Origin of the sequence: Pseudomonas tremae (genome assembly GCF_001401155.1) — a bacterium.
Lineage (GTDB): Bacteria > Pseudomonadota > Gammaproteobacteria > Pseudomonadales > Pseudomonadaceae > Aquipseudomonas > Aquipseudomonas tremae.
The window spans coordinates 101,220-117,825 of the sequence record NZ_LJRO01000048.1; the positions used below are offsets into that span (position 1 = coordinate 101,220).

Annotated in this window: 15 protein-coding genes, 1 other RNA gene and 4 pseudogenes; 10 read left to right on the forward strand and 10 right to left on the reverse strand. The window is 57.5% G+C overall.

Features of this window, described 5'->3' with window-relative positions:
- Positions 1 to 51: 51 nt before the first annotated feature.
- The 3 genes from ubiD to ALO43_RS03170 all read left to right on the forward strand — a co-directional run bounded on the left by ubiD (position 52) and on the right by ALO43_RS03170 (position 3,362).
- Positions 52 to 1,518 (forward strand): 4-hydroxy-3-polyprenylbenzoate decarboxylase, encoded by a 1,467-nt coding sequence (gene ubiD, locus ALO43_RS03160; RefSeq protein ID WP_024669147.1) that lies wholly within the window; start codon positions 52 to 54, stop codon positions 1,516 to 1,518.
- Complete coding sequence (locus tag ALO43_RS03165; protein WP_005888035.1) at positions 1,518 to 2,486, forward strand: CDP-6-deoxy-delta-3,4-glucoseen reductase; 969 nt, start codon at positions 1,518 to 1,520, stop codon at positions 2,484 to 2,486. Before ubiD ends, ALO43_RS03165 begins: the two co-directional genes overlap by 1 nt.
- 207 nt (positions 2,487 to 2,693) lie before the next feature.
- On the forward strand, positions 2,694 to 3,362 hold the full coding sequence (locus ALO43_RS03170) for a gamma-glutamylcyclotransferase (RefSeq protein WP_024669145.1): 669 nt from the start codon (positions 2,694 to 2,696) through the stop codon (positions 3,360 to 3,362).
- Here the strand turns inward: ALO43_RS03170 and glpT are convergent.
- Positions 3,348 to 4,721, reverse strand: a complete 1,374-nt coding sequence (gene glpT, locus ALO43_RS03175; protein WP_005888039.1) for a glycerol-3-phosphate transporter — start codon at positions 4,719 to 4,721, stop codon at positions 3,348 to 3,350. The genes ALO43_RS03170 and glpT overlap by 15 nt on opposite strands.
- Positions 4,722 to 4,995: 274 nt before the next feature.
- Here glpT and ALO43_RS03180 point away from each other — a divergent pair, with 274 nt between their 5' ends.
- Both ALO43_RS03180 and ALO43_RS03185 read left to right on the forward strand, forming a co-directional pair.
- Positions 4,996 to 5,622 carry an energy transducer TonB gene (locus ALO43_RS03180; RefSeq protein WP_005888041.1) on the forward strand — a complete coding sequence of 209 codons (627 nt, stop codon included), beginning with the start codon at positions 4,996 to 4,998 and terminating at the stop codon, positions 5,620 to 5,622.
- Entirely contained in the window at positions 5,619 to 6,254 is a 636-nt protein-coding gene (locus ALO43_RS03185) for a hypothetical protein (protein ID WP_005888043.1), read from the forward strand. Before ALO43_RS03180 ends, ALO43_RS03185 begins: the two co-directional genes overlap by 4 nt.
- A 97-nt stretch (positions 6,255 to 6,351) precedes the next feature.
- On the opposite strand, the pseudogene ALO43_RS31995 reads toward ALO43_RS03185, so the two are convergent.
- The 4 pseudogenes from ALO43_RS31995 to ALO43_RS03205 all read right to left on the reverse strand — a co-directional run bounded on the left by ALO43_RS31995 (position 6,352) and on the right by ALO43_RS03205 (position 10,463).
- Positions 6,352 to 7,142, reverse strand: a pseudogene (locus ALO43_RS31995) (hypothetical protein).
- 36 nt (positions 7,143 to 7,178) lie between these two features.
- Positions 7,179 to 7,463 (reverse strand): annotated as a pseudogene (locus ALO43_RS03195) (bacteriocin immunity protein).
- A pseudogene (locus ALO43_RS03200) lies at positions 7,460 to 9,082 on the reverse strand (S-type pyocin domain-containing protein). Before ALO43_RS03200 ends, ALO43_RS03195 begins: the two co-directional pseudogenes overlap by 4 nt.
- Positions 9,083 to 9,466: 384 nt before the next feature.
- A pseudogene (locus ALO43_RS03205) lies at positions 9,467 to 10,463 on the reverse strand (NADPH:quinone oxidoreductase family protein).
- A 130-nt stretch (positions 10,464 to 10,593) separates the two neighbouring features.
- Here ALO43_RS03205 and ALO43_RS03210 point away from each other — a divergent pair.
- A complete protein-coding gene (locus ALO43_RS03210; RefSeq protein WP_005888059.1) occupies positions 10,594 to 11,001 on the forward strand; it encodes a flagellar basal body-associated protein FliL in 408 nt (135 codons plus the stop codon).
- A 7-nt stretch (positions 11,002 to 11,008) separates the two neighbouring features.
- Here ALO43_RS03210 and ALO43_RS03215 read toward each other — a convergent pair whose 3' ends face one another.
- Positions 11,009 to 11,458 carry an EVE domain-containing protein gene (locus ALO43_RS03215; protein ID WP_054997093.1) on the reverse strand — a complete coding sequence of 150 codons (450 nt, stop codon included), beginning with the start codon at positions 11,456 to 11,458 and terminating at the stop codon, positions 11,009 to 11,011.
- 194 nt (positions 11,459 to 11,652) lie between these two features.
- Between ALO43_RS03215 and ALO43_RS30870 the strand changes: the two genes are divergently transcribed.
- Positions 11,653 to 11,805 (forward strand): hypothetical protein, encoded by a 153-nt coding sequence (locus ALO43_RS30870; protein ID WP_005888062.1) that lies wholly within the window; start codon positions 11,653 to 11,655, stop codon positions 11,803 to 11,805.
- Positions 11,806 to 11,855: 50 nt separating this feature from the next.
- On the opposite strand, the gene ALO43_RS03220 is transcribed toward ALO43_RS30870, so the two are convergent.
- The 4 genes from ALO43_RS03220 to ALO43_RS03230 form a co-directional block, all read right to left on the reverse strand.
- Positions 11,856 to 12,467: a 5-formyltetrahydrofolate cyclo-ligase gene (locus ALO43_RS03220; protein WP_005888064.1), complete on the reverse strand. Its 612-nt coding sequence runs from the start codon at positions 12,465 to 12,467 to the stop codon at positions 11,856 to 11,858.
- An 88-nt stretch (positions 12,468 to 12,555) separates the two neighbouring features.
- Positions 12,556 to 12,734, reverse strand: a non-coding RNA gene (ssrS, locus tag ALO43_RS28190) — 6S RNA.
- Between the two features lie 30 nt (positions 12,735 to 12,764).
- Positions 12,765 to 13,094, reverse strand: a complete 330-nt coding sequence (locus tag ALO43_RS03225; RefSeq protein WP_005888066.1) for a cell division protein ZapA — start codon at positions 13,092 to 13,094, stop codon at positions 12,765 to 12,767.
- Positions 13,091 to 13,300 carry a TIGR02449 family protein gene (locus tag ALO43_RS03230; RefSeq protein ID WP_003380080.1) on the reverse strand — a complete coding sequence of 70 codons (210 nt, stop codon included), beginning with the start codon at positions 13,298 to 13,300 and terminating at the stop codon, positions 13,091 to 13,093. The genes ALO43_RS03225 and ALO43_RS03230 overlap by 4 nt, the downstream gene beginning before the upstream one ends.
- A 151-nt stretch (positions 13,301 to 13,451) precedes the next feature.
- Here ALO43_RS03230 and ALO43_RS03235 point away from each other — a divergent pair, with 151 nt between their 5' ends.
- The 3 genes from ALO43_RS03235 to ubiH all read left to right on the forward strand — a co-directional run bounded on the left by ALO43_RS03235 (position 13,452) and on the right by ubiH (position 16,602).
- Positions 13,452 to 14,006 carry a YecA/YgfB family protein gene (locus ALO43_RS03235; protein ID WP_005888068.1) on the forward strand — a complete coding sequence of 185 codons (555 nt, stop codon included), beginning with the start codon at positions 13,452 to 13,454 and terminating at the stop codon, positions 14,004 to 14,006.
- Positions 14,007 to 14,083: 77 nt separating this feature from the next.
- Entirely contained in the window at positions 14,084 to 15,418 is a 1,335-nt protein-coding gene (gene pepP / locus ALO43_RS03240) for a Xaa-Pro aminopeptidase (RefSeq protein WP_054997094.1), read from the forward strand.
- Entirely contained in the window at positions 15,415 to 16,602 is a 1,188-nt protein-coding gene (gene ubiH, locus ALO43_RS03245) for a 2-octaprenyl-6-methoxyphenyl hydroxylase (RefSeq protein WP_005888072.1), read from the forward strand. The genes pepP and ubiH overlap by 4 nt, the downstream gene beginning before the upstream one ends.
- The last annotated feature ends 4 nt before the right edge of the window (positions 16,603 to 16,606 follow it).

The following is a 16,606-nucleotide window of genomic DNA, read 5'->3' on the forward strand; positions in this document are numbered from 1 at the left end:
AAGGGCTGGAGCAGGTAGGATGTGTGTCTATTTGGATAAATGGCCGGGTTAATGAAATTCAAAGATCTAAGGGATTTCGTGCAGCAGCTTGAGCAGCGCGGAGAGTTGAAGCGCATCCACATGCCTATCTCCCCAGTGCTGGAAATGACTGAAATCTGTGACCGTACCTTGCGCGCCAAGGGGCCGGCCCTGCTGTTCGAAAAACCGGTCGGCTTTGATATCCCGGTGCTGGGCAACCTGTTCGGTACGCCCGAGCGCGTCGCGATGGGCATGGGCGCCGAGGCGGTCAGCGAGCTGCGCGAGATCGGCAAGTTGCTGGCGTTCCTCAAGGAACCCGAGCCGCCCAAGGGCTTGAAGGATGCCTGGTCCAAACTGCCGATTTTCCGCAAGGTCATTGCCATGGCGCCCAAGGTCGTCAAGGACGCACCCTGCCAGGAGGTTGTCATTGAAGGTGACGACGTCGATCTCGGCATGCTGCCTGTGCAGACCTGCTGGCCGGGCGACGTTGCACCGCTGATCACCTGGGGCCTGACGGTCACCAAAGGTCCGAACAAAGAGCGCCAGAATCTCGGAATCTATCGCCAGCAAGTCATTGGCCGTAACAAGATCATCATGCGCTGGCTGAGCCATCGAGGCGGCGCGCTGGACTTCCGGGACTGGTGCGCAAAGCACCCCGGCGAACCTTATCCGGTTGCCGTCGCGCTGGGCGCCGACCCGGCGACCATTCTCGGTGCCGTAACACCCGTGCCGGACAGCCTCTCCGAGTATGCCTTCGCCGGCCTGCTGCGAGGTTCGCGCACCGAGCTGATCAAATGCCGTGGCAGCAACCTGCAGGTGCCTGCCAGCGCTGAAATCGTGCTTGAGGGCGTGATTCATCCGGGCGAAATGGCTGACGAAGGGCCTTACGGCGACCACACCGGTTACTACAACGAAGTCGACAGCTTCCCGGTGCTGACCGTCGAGCGCATAACGCACCGCATCAAGCCGATCTATCACAGCACTTACACCGGACGGCCACCGGATGAGCCTGCGATTCTTGGCGTCGCCCTGAACGAAGTGTTCGTGCCGATCCTGCAAAAACAGTTTCCCGAAATCGTCGATTTCTACCTGCCGCCGGAAGGTTGCTCGTATCGCATGGCGGTGGTGACCATCAAGAAACAGTATCCCGGCCACGCCAAACGCGTGATGCTGGGCGTATGGTCGTTCTTGCGCCAGTTCATGTACACCAAGTTCGTGATCGTCACCGACGACGACATCAATGCGCGCGACTGGAATGACGTTATCTGGGCCATTACCACCCGAATGGACCCCAAGCGCGACACGGTCATGATCGACAACACACCCATCGACTACCTCGACTTCGCGTCTCCGGTCTCGGGGTTGGGATCGAAAATGGGGTTGGATGCCACTAACAAATGGCCAGGCGAGACTACGCGCGAGTGGGGCAGGGCGATCGTCAAGGACGAAGCCACCACACGCCGTGTGGACGAGATCTGGACTCAGCTGGGAATAGATTGATGCGTGTAACCTTGCAGCCTTCAGGGGCAGTGCTGGAAACCCTGCCGGGCGAGCGGATCCTTGATGCTGCACAGCGCCTGGGCCACGAATGCCCACAGAGCTGTCGCAACGGCAATTGCCATGTGTGCTCGGCCTTGCTGGTCGAAGGCCGCGTGACACAGTCGGGTCAGGTTCTGGATCACGGCGAAATTCATACCTGTGTGGCCGAGCCGCTTGAAGATTGCGTGGTGCTCTGGGATGGCGTGCTGGCCAAGGGCGAATTACCGGTACGCAGCTTTGCGTGCCAGGTGAGCGAGTGTGTCGAGGTGGGAGGCGATGTCTGGCGTGTCGGCCTGCGCGCTCCTGCAGGCAAGTCGCCGCGTTATCACGCGGGGCAGTACCTGATGATCGAGCGGGATAATGGCGACAAGTCGGCATTCTCCATCGCCTCTGCTCCGCACAACGGGCGTGATCTTGAATTGCATGTACTGGCTCGCGAAGACAGTGCGCGCAGCTTGATCGAGCAGTTGCAACGCAACAAAATGGCGCGCGTCGAACTGCCGTTCGGTGACACCCACCTTGCCGAGCTGCCTGAAGGGCCGCTGGTCCTGATCGCTGCCGGTACGGGCATGGCGCAGATGAACAGCCTTATCGAACATTGTCGTTCCCGGGGCTTCAAGTACCCGGTACACCTGTATTGGGGCGTGCGGCGGCCTGACGATTTTTATCAGGTCAGTCACTGGGATGAGTGGGCGAAGCTGCCCAATCTCTTTCTGCACATGGTCGTCAGCGATGTGTGCGGGTGGGAGGGGCGTTGCGGCCTGCTGCACGAGGCCGTCTGCGAGGACATCAAGGACCTGTCCGGCGTGCATGTCTACGCCAGCGGCTCGCCTGCGATGATTTATGGAACGCTCGATGCGTTGGTCAATGCCGGTATGGACGCCCATCAGATGCGCGCAGATGTATTTGCCTACGCACCTCGTCCATGACGCCGGACTGACGGCAACACAACTGGAGTGTAAATTGCTTCAACTTTTTGTAGTTTCTGGCGATGTCATTGAGTAACCAGACGATTTTTGGCAAGACAGGCCTTCGGCCTTGAGCGTTAACCGAACCACGATACCTTGATGCCGCTCACCCACGAGCGATTCAGCGGGGCTCGGTAAAGACTGACAGTCAGCCTGTCAGGGAGGCAAATGGAGAATCCACTCAACGAATTGGCCGCTGCGGTACACGACGGCCTTGGCCTGACGTACCCGCCCGTTATAGATATGGGCCCTCAGCTTACTCGCGAGCAACTGCTCGCATCCATGAGCGCCACCATGCGCAGCCACAAGGGTGGCCCGGTCTGGCTGTTCGCTTACGGCTCGCTCATCTGGCGCCCTGAATGCACGGCCGTAGAAAGCCAGCGCGCTCGCGTGCACGGTTATCATCGCGGCCTTTACCTGTGGTCCCATGAACACCGCGGTACGCCGGAAGCGCCTGGCCTGGTATTCGGGCTGGATCGTGGCGGCTCATGCACCGGTTTCGCTTATCGCTTGCCGGATGAGTGCCTGGAAAAATCGCTGCTGGCCTTGTGGGAGCGCGAGATGCCTTATCCCTCGTATCGACCGCACTGGCTCAACTGCCGTCTTGAAGATGGTCGAAAAGTGCAGGCGTTGGGGTTCGTGCTGGAGCGGCATTTGCCCAGCTACGCGGGCAACTTGCCAGACAGCGTGTTGAGCCAGGTGCTGGCCACCGCCAGCGGGCGCTATGGAACCACCCGCGAATACGTTGAGCAGACTGCCAAGGCACTGCGTAGCCACGCCATGCCAGACCTGAATCTGGAGGCGCGGCTCAAGCGCTGCTGGTCAGAGACTGCCTGACTGGCCCTTGGTTTCGGGTGCGTCTCTGGACGTACTGGCGACCTGCTTGTGCCTCAGGGTCGGCGCGAGGAACACCATCGCCATGATGCATGCGCCGATCAACAGCACGAAGCCGCCATCCCAGCCAAAATGGTCCACGGTGTAGCCCATCGCCGCGCTGGCCGCGACCGAGCCGCCCAAGTAGCCGAACAGTCCAGTAAAGCCAGCCGCTGTACCTGCTGCCTTCTTCGGCGCCAGTTCCAGCGCCTGCAAGCCGATCAGCATTACCGGGCCGTAGATCAGAAAGCCAATGGACACCAGCGCGATCATGTCGACGGTCGGGTTGCCTTCAGGGTTCAGCCAGTACACCAGCGTGGCGATGGTCACCAGAAACATGAATACCATGCCGGTCAGGCCGCGATTGCCCTTGAAAATCTTGTCGGACATCCAGCCGCACAACAGCGTGCCCGGAATGCCCGCCCACTCGTAGAGGAAGTAAGCCCATGAGGTCTTGTCGACCGTGAAGTGCTTGGCCTCTTTCAGGTAAGTCGGTGCCCAGTCCAGTACGCCGTAGCGCAACAGATAGACGAACACGTTGGCCATCGCGATGTACCACAGGAATTTATTGCGCAGCACGTATTTGACGAAGATTTCCCTGGCGCTGAACTCTTCCTCATGGCTTTCATCGTAGCCTTCCGGGTAGTCGTTCTTGTAATGCTCGATAGGTGGCAGGCCCACTGATTGCGGCGTGTCGCGCATCGTGGCGAAGGCGAAGACTGCGACCAGTAACGCAACAGCCGCCGGCACATAGAACGCCGCATGCCAGTCATTGGTCCAGCCCATGCCGAGCAGGAACAGCGGGCCGATCAGACCGCCACCGACGTTGTGCGCCACGTTCCAAACCGACACCACGCCGCCGCGCTCTTTCTGCGACCACCAGTGGACCATCGTCCGCCCGCTCGGTGGCCAGCCCATGCCCTGTGCCCAGCCATTGATGAACAGCAGCACGAACATGATCGTGACGCTGGACGTTGCCCAGGGTGCAAACCCGAAGATGAACATGATCCCGGCAGAGACCAGCAGGCCGAACGGCAGGAAGTAACGAGGGTTGGAGCGGTCCGAAATGATCCCCATAAGGAATTTCGACAGGCCGTAAGCAATTGCGATGGCAGACATCGCCACGCCTAGCTGACCACGCGTATAGCCTTCGTCGATCAGGTACGGCATCGCCAGCGAGAAGTTCTTGCGCAGCAAATAGTAGCCGGCGTAACCGATAAAGATGCCTGCGAAGATCTGCCAGCGCAGGCGGCGATACGTGCTGTCGACTTTTTCTTCGGGAAGGGGTGTCTGGTGCCTGGCGGGACGGAAAAAACCAAACATGGAGATGCTCCTGATTATTGTTTTTCTTGCGAAAGCGAATATTACATTTTCATTACAGAAAAAAGCAGTGCCTCCCGGCTGATTCTTTGCAGGGATTACGGACGTTTTCCTGTTCTTTTATGAACATTCGGCAAATGTTTGTTTGTGTATCAAGAGTTTGGGATTACTCCTACAGGTCTATCGGAAGTCGCGCGCTGACTGGCCGGCCGACAGCCTTTTACCATCGTCGTCATTGCGCCAACGGGGCGCATCAAGACAATGAGCCCATACAACAATGAGAATTTCCGCGTTCATGATTGCAGCAGCATTGGCCCTGCCTGTCAGCGCAGCCGAGTCATTTCTGGTGCCGATGCACACGCCGACACCGGTTTTTCCCGCCGAGCTGATCAAGACCCGCTACGCCGGCAAGGTTCGGGCGCAACTGTGGATAAAGTCCGACGGCCAGATCCGCGAAGTCAGGGCCATCGAGAGCTGCCACCCGCAGCTCACCGAAGCGGTAGAGCAAACGCTCCGCCAATGGCGCTACAAGCCCTGGATCGGCACCGTCCCGGTGATTTTCGGCTCCCACGGCTATCGGCGTTTCAACACCGAAGTCACCGTCGGCCTCGGCAACATTCGTTGCGGCTACCTCAACCACGAAGTGAAATCCGCCCGCCAGGGCTACCCCAAAGAGCCGCTGAGTAAAGTCGACGTGTTTTCCTATACCGGGCAAGCCTTGTTCGGCAGCCATGTTGCGCACCAGCGCACTGAACCCGAGCGCAAAGCGTTGCTGGAACAACTGGGTGCAGCGATACCGACAGTGGTGAGCAACTACAGGAGCAATCCTGACCACCGGTATGGGGATTATCTGCCAGCACCGGTGAGGGTGTTGATGGCGGGGCTGGCTGAGGGTAGCGAATGAGCCGCGGGCTGAGTGTGATTGTGCTTGCGGGGTTGCTTTGGGCGGGGGCAGCACAGGCGTTGCCGTCGTATCCGGTGCCGTTGTACATGCCGGAGCCGGACTATCCGGTGTCAGTGCGTTATGCCTTGGTAAAAAACAGTGTCACCGTCAGGATTTTCATTCAGGCCGACGGAGGTTTGCGCTTTCTTGAAGTGCGGGGGGCAACTGATCCGAGGTTCATCAGCCTGACCCGAAGTGCTGTTGAACAGTGGACCTTCGAACCCTGGGAGCCACCGGACTCTCATCCCGAGGGCGAAGCAGTCACGGTCACGTTTACCTTCACAGGGCGACCGCACAGCAACCCGCCGCTGACATCCAATGCCGAGCTGAAGCAGGAGTTGTGCTGGCAGTTGAATATGGAAATGTTCGAGGGTCGCAAATGGCGCAAGGACATCAAGCCGGACGTGATAATGCGAACAGAGCTGTACCTGTCGAGCGGTCCGGTCATAGAGCAATTCCTCACCCTGGACGAGCGTCAGGCACTGGTTCTTGAACTGCTGGAGGCGGTGCAGAGTATTGTCGCTCAATGTCAAAAGAATCCGATGCGCAGGTATGTTGATTATTTGCCGGAGAATGTGAGGAATGCTTTGTAACAGTCTGGTTTGTTTTGAAGACTTGCATCAGTTCCACTTGATGCACAGTGTCGGGGCCAAGGCATCATCGCCTTGGCCCCGGCCTTGTCACAAGAGATTAGTGAGTAGTGCTCATATTCTGAATCGTTTCAAGCTGGCTCATGTCGAGCGCGCCGTGAGGGTTGATCGCGTTCGAGAAGTCTGTGATCGCGATTTCGATAGTGCCTCTCAGTACTTTGATCGCGTCATCGATTTCTCGCGATGCCTCAGGTCCAAAAGTCACCTCGACCGCATGGCGGGATTCGGCCTCTCTGGTGCGAGCTTCCTCGGCGTTGCGTAGGGCCAATGCGTGCTCCGCTTCTTCGACCTGACGCTGTGCAAGTTGTAACGCAGCCTCTATGGCTCGCTGCTGCGCTGCTTGTTCTTCCGCGAGTCGTCGAGCTGCCGCTTCAGCCTCGGCTCTTGCGCGCGCTGCTTCTTCGGCTTGGCGTTGTGCGGCTTCTTGGGCCATGCGCTCTGCGTGTTGGCGTTCTTGTTCTTTTAATCGAGCGAGCAGTGATTCGAGGCTGATCTTGAACTCACCCAAGAATCGAATGCTCTGCATATAAAAATCAGCGTCAATCGTCATTGAAAAAAGTCAGTTTGCCCTCCACCTGGCATGTTGCGGATCAATGCCCTGTTTTCCATATCTTGTTTTGAGGATCCGGTGTCGCCCCACATGAATGTTATGTTGTCAATATGGTCTTGGCGCAAAGGGACGCGCTTACTAGTCATAAGATGATGCGTAGCATTAATATAACGCTCTACTACGTGTGACGGCGGTTGTCCGTCAGTATTTCCAGCATGATGAGAAACCTCCAAATGCAGGAAGTCGGGAAGTTGATTGAGGTGATGAGTTAATTCGTCCATGGATAGTGTTCCTTTTATATTGAAATTGATAGTCGACTATGAGGTGGCAGATGTCTTGAAGCCTGGCTTGCCATTTTGAACTCGCCATTCTTTGATTACCTTCAGAACCCCTTAAGGGCTGTCCTCTTGGCCTTCCTCAGGATAAAATATGACGTCTGACTGTGCGGGGTGTTCGGTCACTTTAATGAAATGCTGCAACAACACGTCGACATATGCCCCATATTCTTTCCCTTCAAGCTTGTTGCGCTCGGGAGAGAACTCCCTCAAAAAATCAAGAAACTCTTCTTCAGTGTAATCTTCAATTTTTTCTTTCATAATCATTGTGAACGGTTCCTATGATGCTCTATATGTTGTTTTGGTGTCATGATGACTAGGTTGTCCATGTTATACACCGATCCGCTGTTTGCAATTTCTTCCTTGTGATGAATCTCGAATTTCGTACGCCGTCCTACCTGATCTTCTAATTTTGGATGCGGCGCGTTACCGGCCTTCATTAATTGCAGGTTCCGCTGACTAAACTGTTGACTGATTTCTGAGTCATTTGCCACATCTTTCCAGATGGCTTCTCTCTGACGGCCGAAATTGCTGAAGCGTACCCCACGCAATTGATCTGCAACTTGAGAAGGAATTGGAGCCCCCTCAGCCCGAGTCCTAGCGTCTAACCAAGTGTTTGTTATGCGCTCACCAAACCCACTCGCAACCCCTGGAATCGACCTCGGGTCCTTGAACAGTAGATAGCTATCGGGCAGCCCGGAATCAATCGGCGATATGAGAATGTAGTCATCAGGATCATCTCGATCAATCGCCGGGTAAGCTTCAAGCTAGGGTACAAAAGGTGTCACCACGTTGCCTGGATCTACCGGCAAGGCTGGCGGCCCGACGGGTGAGCTTGTCGAGCTGTCCGCCGGTCGTGCTATTGGCGTCCATATCAGTGCTGGTGTGGACTCTCCGTCTCGGATAAATTCGTAGGAATTGTTCTGTGCGTTGTAGGTGAAACTTCTTACACGCACCTTGGTGCCGACTGTCACACCGTCCGCAGCCACCCAGCGCACAGCGCCGCTTGTTCCGGCTTCGCGGGACGTCAGCCGATGAGGCACATCTAGCGTGCCTTTGACGTTGGCAAGGTATTGCAGATCGATATGCGGTGGCAGGTTGAGCTGCGACAGAGGTGTGGCGATCACAGCAGGCGGCAGCTCTGAGTCGCCCAACGGTTGTGGATACATCGCCAACAACGTGACCAGATTGCTGCCCAGCGTTCTGGTCGCAACCCTGACGAGTTGGTCTTTCACGATGTTGGTCGCAATGGTTCTGATGCCCGATGCTGCGGTGGTGGTTGCAGCGGGGGCAACAGCTGACCACAGCTTGTCGATGCCAGCGGCCTGTCGTACTGATGCCCGCTCTGCATGCTGACTCGCCGCCTTGTTGGCCAGCGACAATTCAGCATGGCGCATGGAAAGCGCTGCTGATTGCTCATTGAGAAGCGTGACCGAATCGGCAAGAAGCTTTGCTTCGTAGGTTTGAGATAAAGCGTTTACCCACGCTTCATGGGCCTGCTGCACACGTTGAGGATCCCCCTGACTGTAGTGCACCAGATAGTTCAGGTGGTCTTTTTGTGTGGAATGATCAAGTTCTTGGCCGGTGAGACCAAGAGCCTGAGCGCAACGCTCTTCCAGTAGCGAATTTTTGGATTCAATTAAATAATTTATCCTGGCCTTTTCCTGAAGTATCAGGTCGCGAATTTGTTGTTCGTTTGAGTAGTCGACATTATGATCGAGCTTCGACGCTATTTCTTCCTGAATAGAATTCGGCAGCCTTCCAGATGTCTGCGAATAGTTTTGTGCCAATCCAGATTGTAAAGATGGATAGGCATTTGTCAGCGTTTCAAGAGCCTGTCTATGGGCCTGATCTGTTTCGGTCTGCGAACGTACTTGCGCTTCAATGCGTGCTCGTTCTGCAGCTTCTGTCTGCGCTCTTGCTTGAGCCGCTGCATGTTCTGTAGCCTGCCGCTCTGCCTGCGCTTGAGCTTCAGCATATGCTTGAGCTTGTGCTGCTTGCTGTTGTGCTCGCGCCTTTAATCGCCTGCGTCTTCGCTTACTGCTTGATGCTCCTGTATTGGTAAAGCCCCTCCGAAGAAACCAGTATTTTGAGGCTTGGTTGAGCTACCGTGACTTATGTTTACAGTTCCATTTGTCTGGTCATGCAATATATTTGTTCGTCGCTTTTTTCGTGTGGCCATACAGTTCTCCTTGTCTGTATGGCTATGTTGTTTCAGTCCTCAAGTGTTAATGACATACATATTATGTTGCCTGGTTTTCTAGTTGGGTTTATGTTTTTTTTGGTGCGGTGCCTATTGCAACCACCACCTTCCCCACAGTCTTCCGCCCCCCCCAACAAATCAATCGCCTCTCCAGCCCTTTCCAGTGGATAAACCGTCGATACCAGCGGCTTCAACTTCCCTTCTTCAAACCATGCAAACAACTGCGTGAAGTTCGCCGCATTATCTTGCGGTTGTCGCTGGGCAAACAAGCCCCAGAACACGCCAACCACCGAAGCGCCCTTGAGCAGGGCGAGGTTGACGGGCAGTTCCGGGATGCGGCCGCTGGCGAAGCCGACGACCAGCAGGCGGCCGTTCCAGGCGATGGTGCGGATGGCCTGGTCGAAGAGGTCGCCGCCGACCGGGTCGTAGATCACGTCGGCGCCGTTGCCGTTGGTGAGGCGTTTTACTTCGTCCTTGAGGCTGGTTTCGCTGTAGTTGATCAGTTCGTCTGCGCCTGCGTTCTTGGCCACTTCAAGTTTTTCGGCGCTGCTGGCGGCGGCAATGACGCGTGCGCCGAGGGCTTTGCCGATTTCGACGGCTGCCAGGCCAACCCCACCAGCGGCGCCAATCACCAGCAGGGTTTCGCCGGGTTGCAGGTTGGCGCGTTGTTTGAGGGCGTGCATGGAGGTGCCGTAAGTCATGCTGAATGCAGCGGCGGTGGTGAAGTCCATGCTTTCCGGGATCGGCAATACGTTGTAGTGAGGCACGGCGACCTGCTCGGCAAAGCTGCCCCAGCCGGTGAGGGCCATCACGCGATCGCCGGGTTTGAGGTGAGTGACTTTTTCACCCACTGCCGCTATCACGCCGGCTGCTTCACCGCCCGGTGAGAAGGGGAAGGGTGGCTTGAATTGATATTTGCCCTCGATGATCAACGTATCGGGGAAGTTGACCCCGGCAGCGTGCACATCAAGGAGGATTTCATTCTTTTTGATCTCGGGGCTGGGCGCGTCTTCGAGCACCAGCGTGCTGGCAGGACCGAAGGCTTTGCATAACAGGGCTTTCATCGGGCTATTCCTTTTCCGGTAATGGCCGATAAAGTCAGTTAAGTGGGTTCTCGGGTCAACAAGCATGGCCCTGCCTGATAAGCACACATAAGCTGTAAGCTACGTGGCAAACCGTATTAAGGAGTGGACTGTGAAAGCGTGGATTCTGTTATTGCTGGCCTTGTCATTGCCCGTCATGGCGCAGGAAGAAGCTAAGGAAGAAGGGGGCCCGCCCAAAGCGGCATATGTGTCGCTGACGCCTCCATTCGTGGGCAACTACGCGCTGGATGGCGGCCCCAAACTGCGCGTCTACAAAGCTGATATCTCCTTGCGTGTGACCGGCGCCGATGCCGAAGCTGCCGTGAAGCGCAACGATGCCTTGATCCGCAATCAGTTGGTATCGTTGTTCACGCAGCAGACGGTTGACTCCATGAGCAGCGCCGAAGCGAAGGAAAACATTCGTCAGGAAGCGCTCAAACAGGTGCAGCGTGTCATGAATGATGAAGAGGGCAAGCCGGTTGTCGAAGACTTGCTGTTCAATAACTTCATCGTTCAGTAAGCCCCTGTCAGCGTAATGCCAGGATCGCCGCCCATTGTTCGGCGGTGACTGGCATGACTGAGAGCCGACTGCCTTTTTGCACCAGCGGCAATTGCTCAAGCTGGCTTTGTTGCTTCAGATAACCCAACCCCAGCACCTTTTTGAAGATATCCACAAACTCGACGTCGATGGCACTCCACGGGTTCTTCTCCTCAGTGGCCTTCGCGTCTTGATAGTGGCTGTCGGGGTCAAGGGCTGTCGGGTCTGGATACGCAACTCGAGCTATTTTGCCGATGCCGGCAATGCCCGGCTCCGGGCAACTGGAGTGATAGAAAAAGAATTCGTCCCCTGCGGCCATCGCCCTCAGGAAGTTACGCGCCTGGTAATTGCGGACACCGTCCCAGCGCGCTTTGCCCAGTCGTTGCAGGTCGCTGATCGAGAATTCGTCAGGCTCGGACTTCATCAGCCAATAGGCCATCGTGCATGCTCCAGAGGCAGAAAGTTCACGTAAGCAAAAAAAGTTGTATGACAAACCGACAGTCGGCTGGCGCCACTATTTGCGTACTGGTTCACGTTACCGCAAAATGCCGACCTTTCAAGTTCCACGCTGCTGCACGGTTGCTCAGGTAACCGGTGCGGACAGTGTATTGATTTGCCTAAGGAGGGCAGTCATTGAAGCGCAAGCCTGATTTACTCTGGATTCTGGTTATTTTGTTTGGCTTGGGTATCGTAACAACGGGTTATGCGCAGAGCTTGTGGACCACCAAGGACAACGCGCCTGTAGAGATCACTCAGCAACAGCAGAAAGTCCCCGGCAGGCATTAAGCCCTGTTGATACTCTGATCGTTGAATGCCTCGCGATCAGAGTGCGCTTTTCAGATACCTTTATTCAAATACCAGTTCCTGTCCGACACCGTGCCTTGTAGCGGTACGTCCCAGCTGGCCTGTGCCAGCCGATCCACTTTCTGACATTCGTGAGCAAGTCCCAGCAGAATCGGCTTGCGCCAAGTCTTTCTGCGCGCCAGGTAAGCCAGGCTGCGGTCATAGAAGCCGCCGCCCATACCGAGGCGACCGCCTTCGTCATCGAAACCCACCAGTGGCATCAAAACCAGATCGAGTGCCCAGACCCTGCGTTGCTTCGCACGGTTGATGCGTGGCTCGGGGATGCGAAAGCGATTGGGGACGAACCGTTCGCCGGGTCGCACGCGCTGAAACACCATGCGCGTGCGCGGCCATGCGTTGAGTACCGGGAGATAAGTTGCCTTGCCACGACGTTGCGCTTCGCGCAGCAGAAGGCGCGGGTCGATCTCGCCATCCATCGGCACGTACAGCGAAACGTGCCGGGCGCGACGAAACAACGGGTGCTGCGCCAGCTGATGGAAGATGCCACGGGCGGCCTGGCGCTGCTGGACTTTACTCAGCGCCCTGCGTGCCGTGCGTAGCTGGCGACGCAGTTGCGGACGTGTGAGCGTTTGAGCGCTGATCATGAGAGAGGTCATGCAGGCTGATCCGAGAGGTTGAAACCAAAGCTGGATCGTCGTTGCCAGGCGGGTTGCCAGGCAACGTGTTGAATATGGACTCCCCGACGTACCGCTGTCGGTGTAGCCCTTGAACCCGAAAGTTCAAGGTGGAGATTGCAGGAGGTTTTAAGGCTTTCCGTCTAGCGGACATGCACACCAACCCCAACGTGCAACCCCCGTGGTTGTGCGTATCGGCTCAGGGACATGACCGACTGGCAAGCACTCCAGGGAGCGGCGCAAGTATACAGAAATGCCCCGAAATAATCAGCCCCGAGTTGAATCCGGTGTGCCGGGCGTGTCTGTGGCCAGCACCAGATCCACCTTGTCGAGCAGGTCGCGCACCTGTTCACGGGTCGAGCCGCTGGTCTGCACGTCAGGCACGTGCTCCTTGTGCAGCAGGTCGTGAGTGATGTTCAGGGCAGCCATCACGGCGATGCGATCGGCCCCGATGACTTTGCCGCTGCTGCGGATTTCACGCATCTTGCCATCCAGGTAGCGGGCGGCGCTGACCAGGTTGGTGCGCTCTTCCTGAGGGCAGATGATGGAGTATTCCTTGTCGAGGATTTGAACGGTAACGCTGTTGCCATTGCTCATGAGTCTTGCTCCAGGGCTTTGAGGCGCGAAATCATTGACTCGACCTTCTGCCGGGCGATTTCGTTTTTTTCAATGAGTTGGGCGCGTTCCTCGCGCCAGGACTTTTCCTGAGCTAATAGGAGTGCGTTTTGGCCTTTAAGTTGCTCGGCGTACTTCAGGAGCAACTCCACACGTTTCATCAGCGCTTGCAGGTCGGTGTCTTCCATTGTTTTCCACTGGATACTTTCTGATGAATGGCAGGGGGGAGCGATGCTCATGCTCAAGCTCGAACCGCCGTCCGGGTGATCTTGTCGCGCGGATAGTCTAGGATACAAGGCCTCCATTCTAGACATTGCGCCGTTTGGCGACTAGCTACCCATGCCCATTCAGAATTCTCCGTACAAAGCGTTTGCCACTCTGCTCAACAGTGGCGGTCACAACGTATCACCTGCCGAGCTGCACGGCCTGCTGTTGGGCCGCAGTTGCGCGGGGGCCGGCTTCGACAGCGAAGGCTGGTTCGCCGATGCCTCGATGCTGCTCGAAACCGAGCCGCAAGATAACATTCGTGCTGCGCTGGTCGGTCTGCAAGAGATGGCCAAAGGTGAGCTCACCGGCGACGACATGACTGTCGTGCTGTTGCTGCCCGGTGATGACGAGCCGCTCACCGAGCGCGCCGCCGCACTGGGCCAGTGGTGTCAGGGCTTTTTGTCGGGCTTTGGCCTGGCCATCGGCGACAAGGAGCTCGGCAGCGAAGCAAAAGCGGTGCTCGAAGACCTGGCTGCCATCGCCCAGGTGCAGGATGCGCTGGAAGAGTCCGAGGACGGTGAGACCGATTACATGGAGGTCATGGAATACATGCGCGTGGCACCGTTGCTGCTGTTCACCGAGTTCAACGAACCTGCCGCGCCGGAACCAAAGCCTTCCCTGCACTGACCGATAGCGACTACTGCGACACCGGCGCGGGCTGATACCGCCTGCGCCGGCAGACTCCATCAGGACTCATGCTGCCAATGATTCAAATCCCGAAGTCCGAATACGCCCGCCGCCGCAAAGCTCTGATGGCTCAGATGGAGCCGAACAGTATCGCGATACTGCCGGCTGCTGTGGTTGCCATTCGTAATCGCGATGTCGAGCATGTCTACCGGCAGGACAGTGACTTTCAGTACCTGAGCGGCTTCCCCGAACCAGAAGCGGTGGTGGTGCTTATTCCCGGACGCGAGTACGGCGAGTACGTGCTCTTCTGCCGCGAGCGAAACCCCGAGCGGGAATTGTGGGACGGCTTGCGCGCCGGGCAGGAAGGCGCGATTCGGGATTTTGGTGCGGACGATGCGTTCCCGATAACGGATATCGACGAGATCCTGCCGGGGCTGATAGAAGGCCGCGACCGGGTGTATTCGGCGATGGGCAGCAACCCCGAGTTTGACCGGCACCTGATGGACTGGATCAACGTGATTCGCTCCAAGGCGCACCTGGGCGCCCAGCCGCCCAAGGAGTTTGTCGCGCTGGATCATCTGCTGCATGATATGCGTCTTTACAAGTCTGCAGCAGAAATCAAGGTCATGCGGGCGGCGGCAGGTATCTCCGCGCGTGCTCATGTGCGTGCGATGCAGGGCTGTCGCGCCGGTCTGCACGAGTTCAGCCTGGAAGCCGAGCTGGATTACGAGTTCCGCAAGGGCGGCTCGAAGATGCCGGCATACGGCTCGATTGTCGCTTCGGGCCGTAATGGCTGCATCCTGCATTATCAGCAGAATGACGCAGCCTTGCGGGACGGTGATCTGGTGCTGATCGACGCAGGGTGCGAAATCGATTGTTACGCCAGCGACATCACCCGCACCTTCCCGGTGAATGGCAGGTTTTCAGCCGAGCAAAAAGCCATTTATGAATTGGTGCTCAAGTCCCAGTACGCAGCGTTCGACGCCATCGGCCCCGAGAAGCACTGGAACCAGGCGCACGAAGCGACGGTCCAGGTTATTACTGCGGGCCTGGTCGAGCTGGGACTGTTGCGCGGCGATGTCGATCAATTGATCGAGACTGAGGCCTACAAAGCGTTCTACATGCACCGCGCCGGCCACTGGCTGGGTATGGATGTGCATGACGTCGGCGAATACAAGGTCGGCGGCGAATGGCGAGTTCTGGAGGTTGGCATGACGCTGACCGTCGAACCCGGGATCTATATATCCCCCGACAATCTGGATGTCGCGAAGAAATGGCGAGGTATAGGTGTGCGAATCGAGGATGACGTGGTTGTAACCAGGCAGGGCTGTGAAATCCTGTCCGGCGGCGTGCCCAAGACCGTCGCCGAAATCGAGGCGCTGATGGCTGCTGCACGGGGGCAGGTCGCATGAGCCGGTTCAATATCGCGATTGTCGGCGGTGGTCTGGTTGGTGCAAGTCTTGCGCTTTCGCTTCAGGCGGGAGCCAAGGCGCGCGGCTGGAAGATCGTGCTGATCGAGCCTTTTGCGCCTGGCGAAGCCTGGCAGCCCAGTTACGATGCCCGCTCTTCGGCGCTGTCGTTCGGTGCCCGGCGTATCTACGAGCGGCTGGGTATCTGGCAGCAGATTTCCCGCCGCGCCGAGCCGATCCTGCAAATTCAGGTCTCGGACCGGGGCCGCTTCGGCGCCACCCGTTTGTCCGCGATCGAAGAGGGCGTTCCGGCGCTCGGCTATGTGGTGGAAAACGCCTGGCTCGGACAGGCTCTCTGGGCCGGGCTCGATCGGGATGTCGTCAGCTGGCGGGTGCCGGCAGAGGTCAGGCAAATGCAGCCGCTGGCTGATGGTTATCGTCTGACGCTGAACGATGACTCCGAGCTGGAGTGCGACTTGGCAGTGCTTGCCGACGGTGGTCGTTCCAGTCTGCGTGACCAGTTGGGGATTGGTGTGCGGCAGCGTCCCTATGACCAGAGCGCGCTGATCGCTAACATTTCGCCGAGCGAAGCCCATTGTGGTCAGGCGTTCGAGCGTTTTACCGATGACGGGCCGATGGCCCTGTTGCCGTTGCCTGACAATCGCTGTGCGTTGGTCTGGACGCGTCCTGGCAACGACACTCAGCGACTGGCCGAACTGGATGACCGCAGCTTTCTCGAAGAGCTGCAGGGCGTATTCGGTTATCGTCTGGGTGCATTGCGTCAGGTCGGCGCGCGCCATGTGTACCCGCTGGCGTTGGTCGAGGCCGAGGAACAGGTGCGCTCGCATCTGGTTATTCTGGGCAACGCTGCCCATAGCCTGCATCCGATTGCGGGGCAGGGTTTCAACCTCTCATTGCGCGATGCCGATGCACTGGCCGAGACATTGCTGAACAGCGACGCACCGCTCGGCGACCTGCCGACGCTGGAGCTGTACCGCGAGCGTCAGCGGCAGGATCAGCAGTTGACCGTTGGCTTTTCCGACAAGGTGACGCGCCTTTTCGGCAGCAGCCGGTCGGCAGTCGCCACTGGTCGTAATCTTGGGTTGCTGGGGCTGGACCTGCTGCCCGTTGCCAAGCGCTGGTTTGCTCGTCAGGCCATGGGGTTGGGGACGCGAACCGATGTGTGAAACA

Coding starts and splice junctions, on each gene's coding strand:
- ubiD (WP_024669147.1), top strand. CDS start 52: ATGAAATTCAAAGATCTAAGGGATTTCGTGCAGCAGCTTGAGCAGCGC.
- ALO43_RS03165 (WP_005888035.1), top strand. CDS start 1,518: ATGCGTGTAACCTTGCAGCCTTCAGGGGCAGTGCTGGAAACCCTGCCG.
- ALO43_RS03170 (WP_024669145.1), top strand. CDS start 2,694: ATGGAGAATCCACTCAACGAATTGGCCGCTGCGGTACACGACGGCCTT.
- glpT (WP_005888039.1), bottom strand. CDS start 4,721: ATGTTTGGTTTTTTCCGTCCCGCCAGGCACCAGACACCCCTTCCCGAA.
- ALO43_RS03180 (WP_005888041.1), top strand. CDS start 4,996: ATGAGAATTTCCGCGTTCATGATTGCAGCAGCATTGGCCCTGCCTGTC.
- ALO43_RS03185 (WP_005888043.1), top strand. CDS start 5,619: ATGAGCCGCGGGCTGAGTGTGATTGTGCTTGCGGGGTTGCTTTGGGCG.
- ALO43_RS03215 (WP_054997093.1), bottom strand. CDS start 11,458: ATGGCCTATTGGCTGATGAAGTCCGAGCCTGACGAATTCTCGATCAGC.
- ALO43_RS03220 (WP_005888064.1), bottom strand. CDS start 12,467: ATGATCAGCGCTCAAACGCTCACACGTCCGCAACTGCGTCGCCAGCTA.
- ALO43_RS03225 (WP_005888066.1), bottom strand. CDS start 13,094: ATGAGCAATGGCAACAGCGTTACCGTTCAAATCCTCGACAAGGAATAC.
- ALO43_RS03230 (WP_003380080.1), bottom strand. CDS start 13,300: ATGGAAGACACCGACCTGCAAGCGCTGATGAAACGTGTGGAGTTGCTC.
- ALO43_RS03235 (WP_005888068.1), top strand. CDS start 13,452: ATGCCCATTCAGAATTCTCCGTACAAAGCGTTTGCCACTCTGCTCAAC.
- pepP (WP_054997094.1), top strand. CDS start 14,084: ATGATTCAAATCCCGAAGTCCGAATACGCCCGCCGCCGCAAAGCTCTG.
- ubiH (WP_005888072.1), top strand. CDS start 15,415: ATGAGCCGGTTCAATATCGCGATTGTCGGCGGTGGTCTGGTTGGTGCA.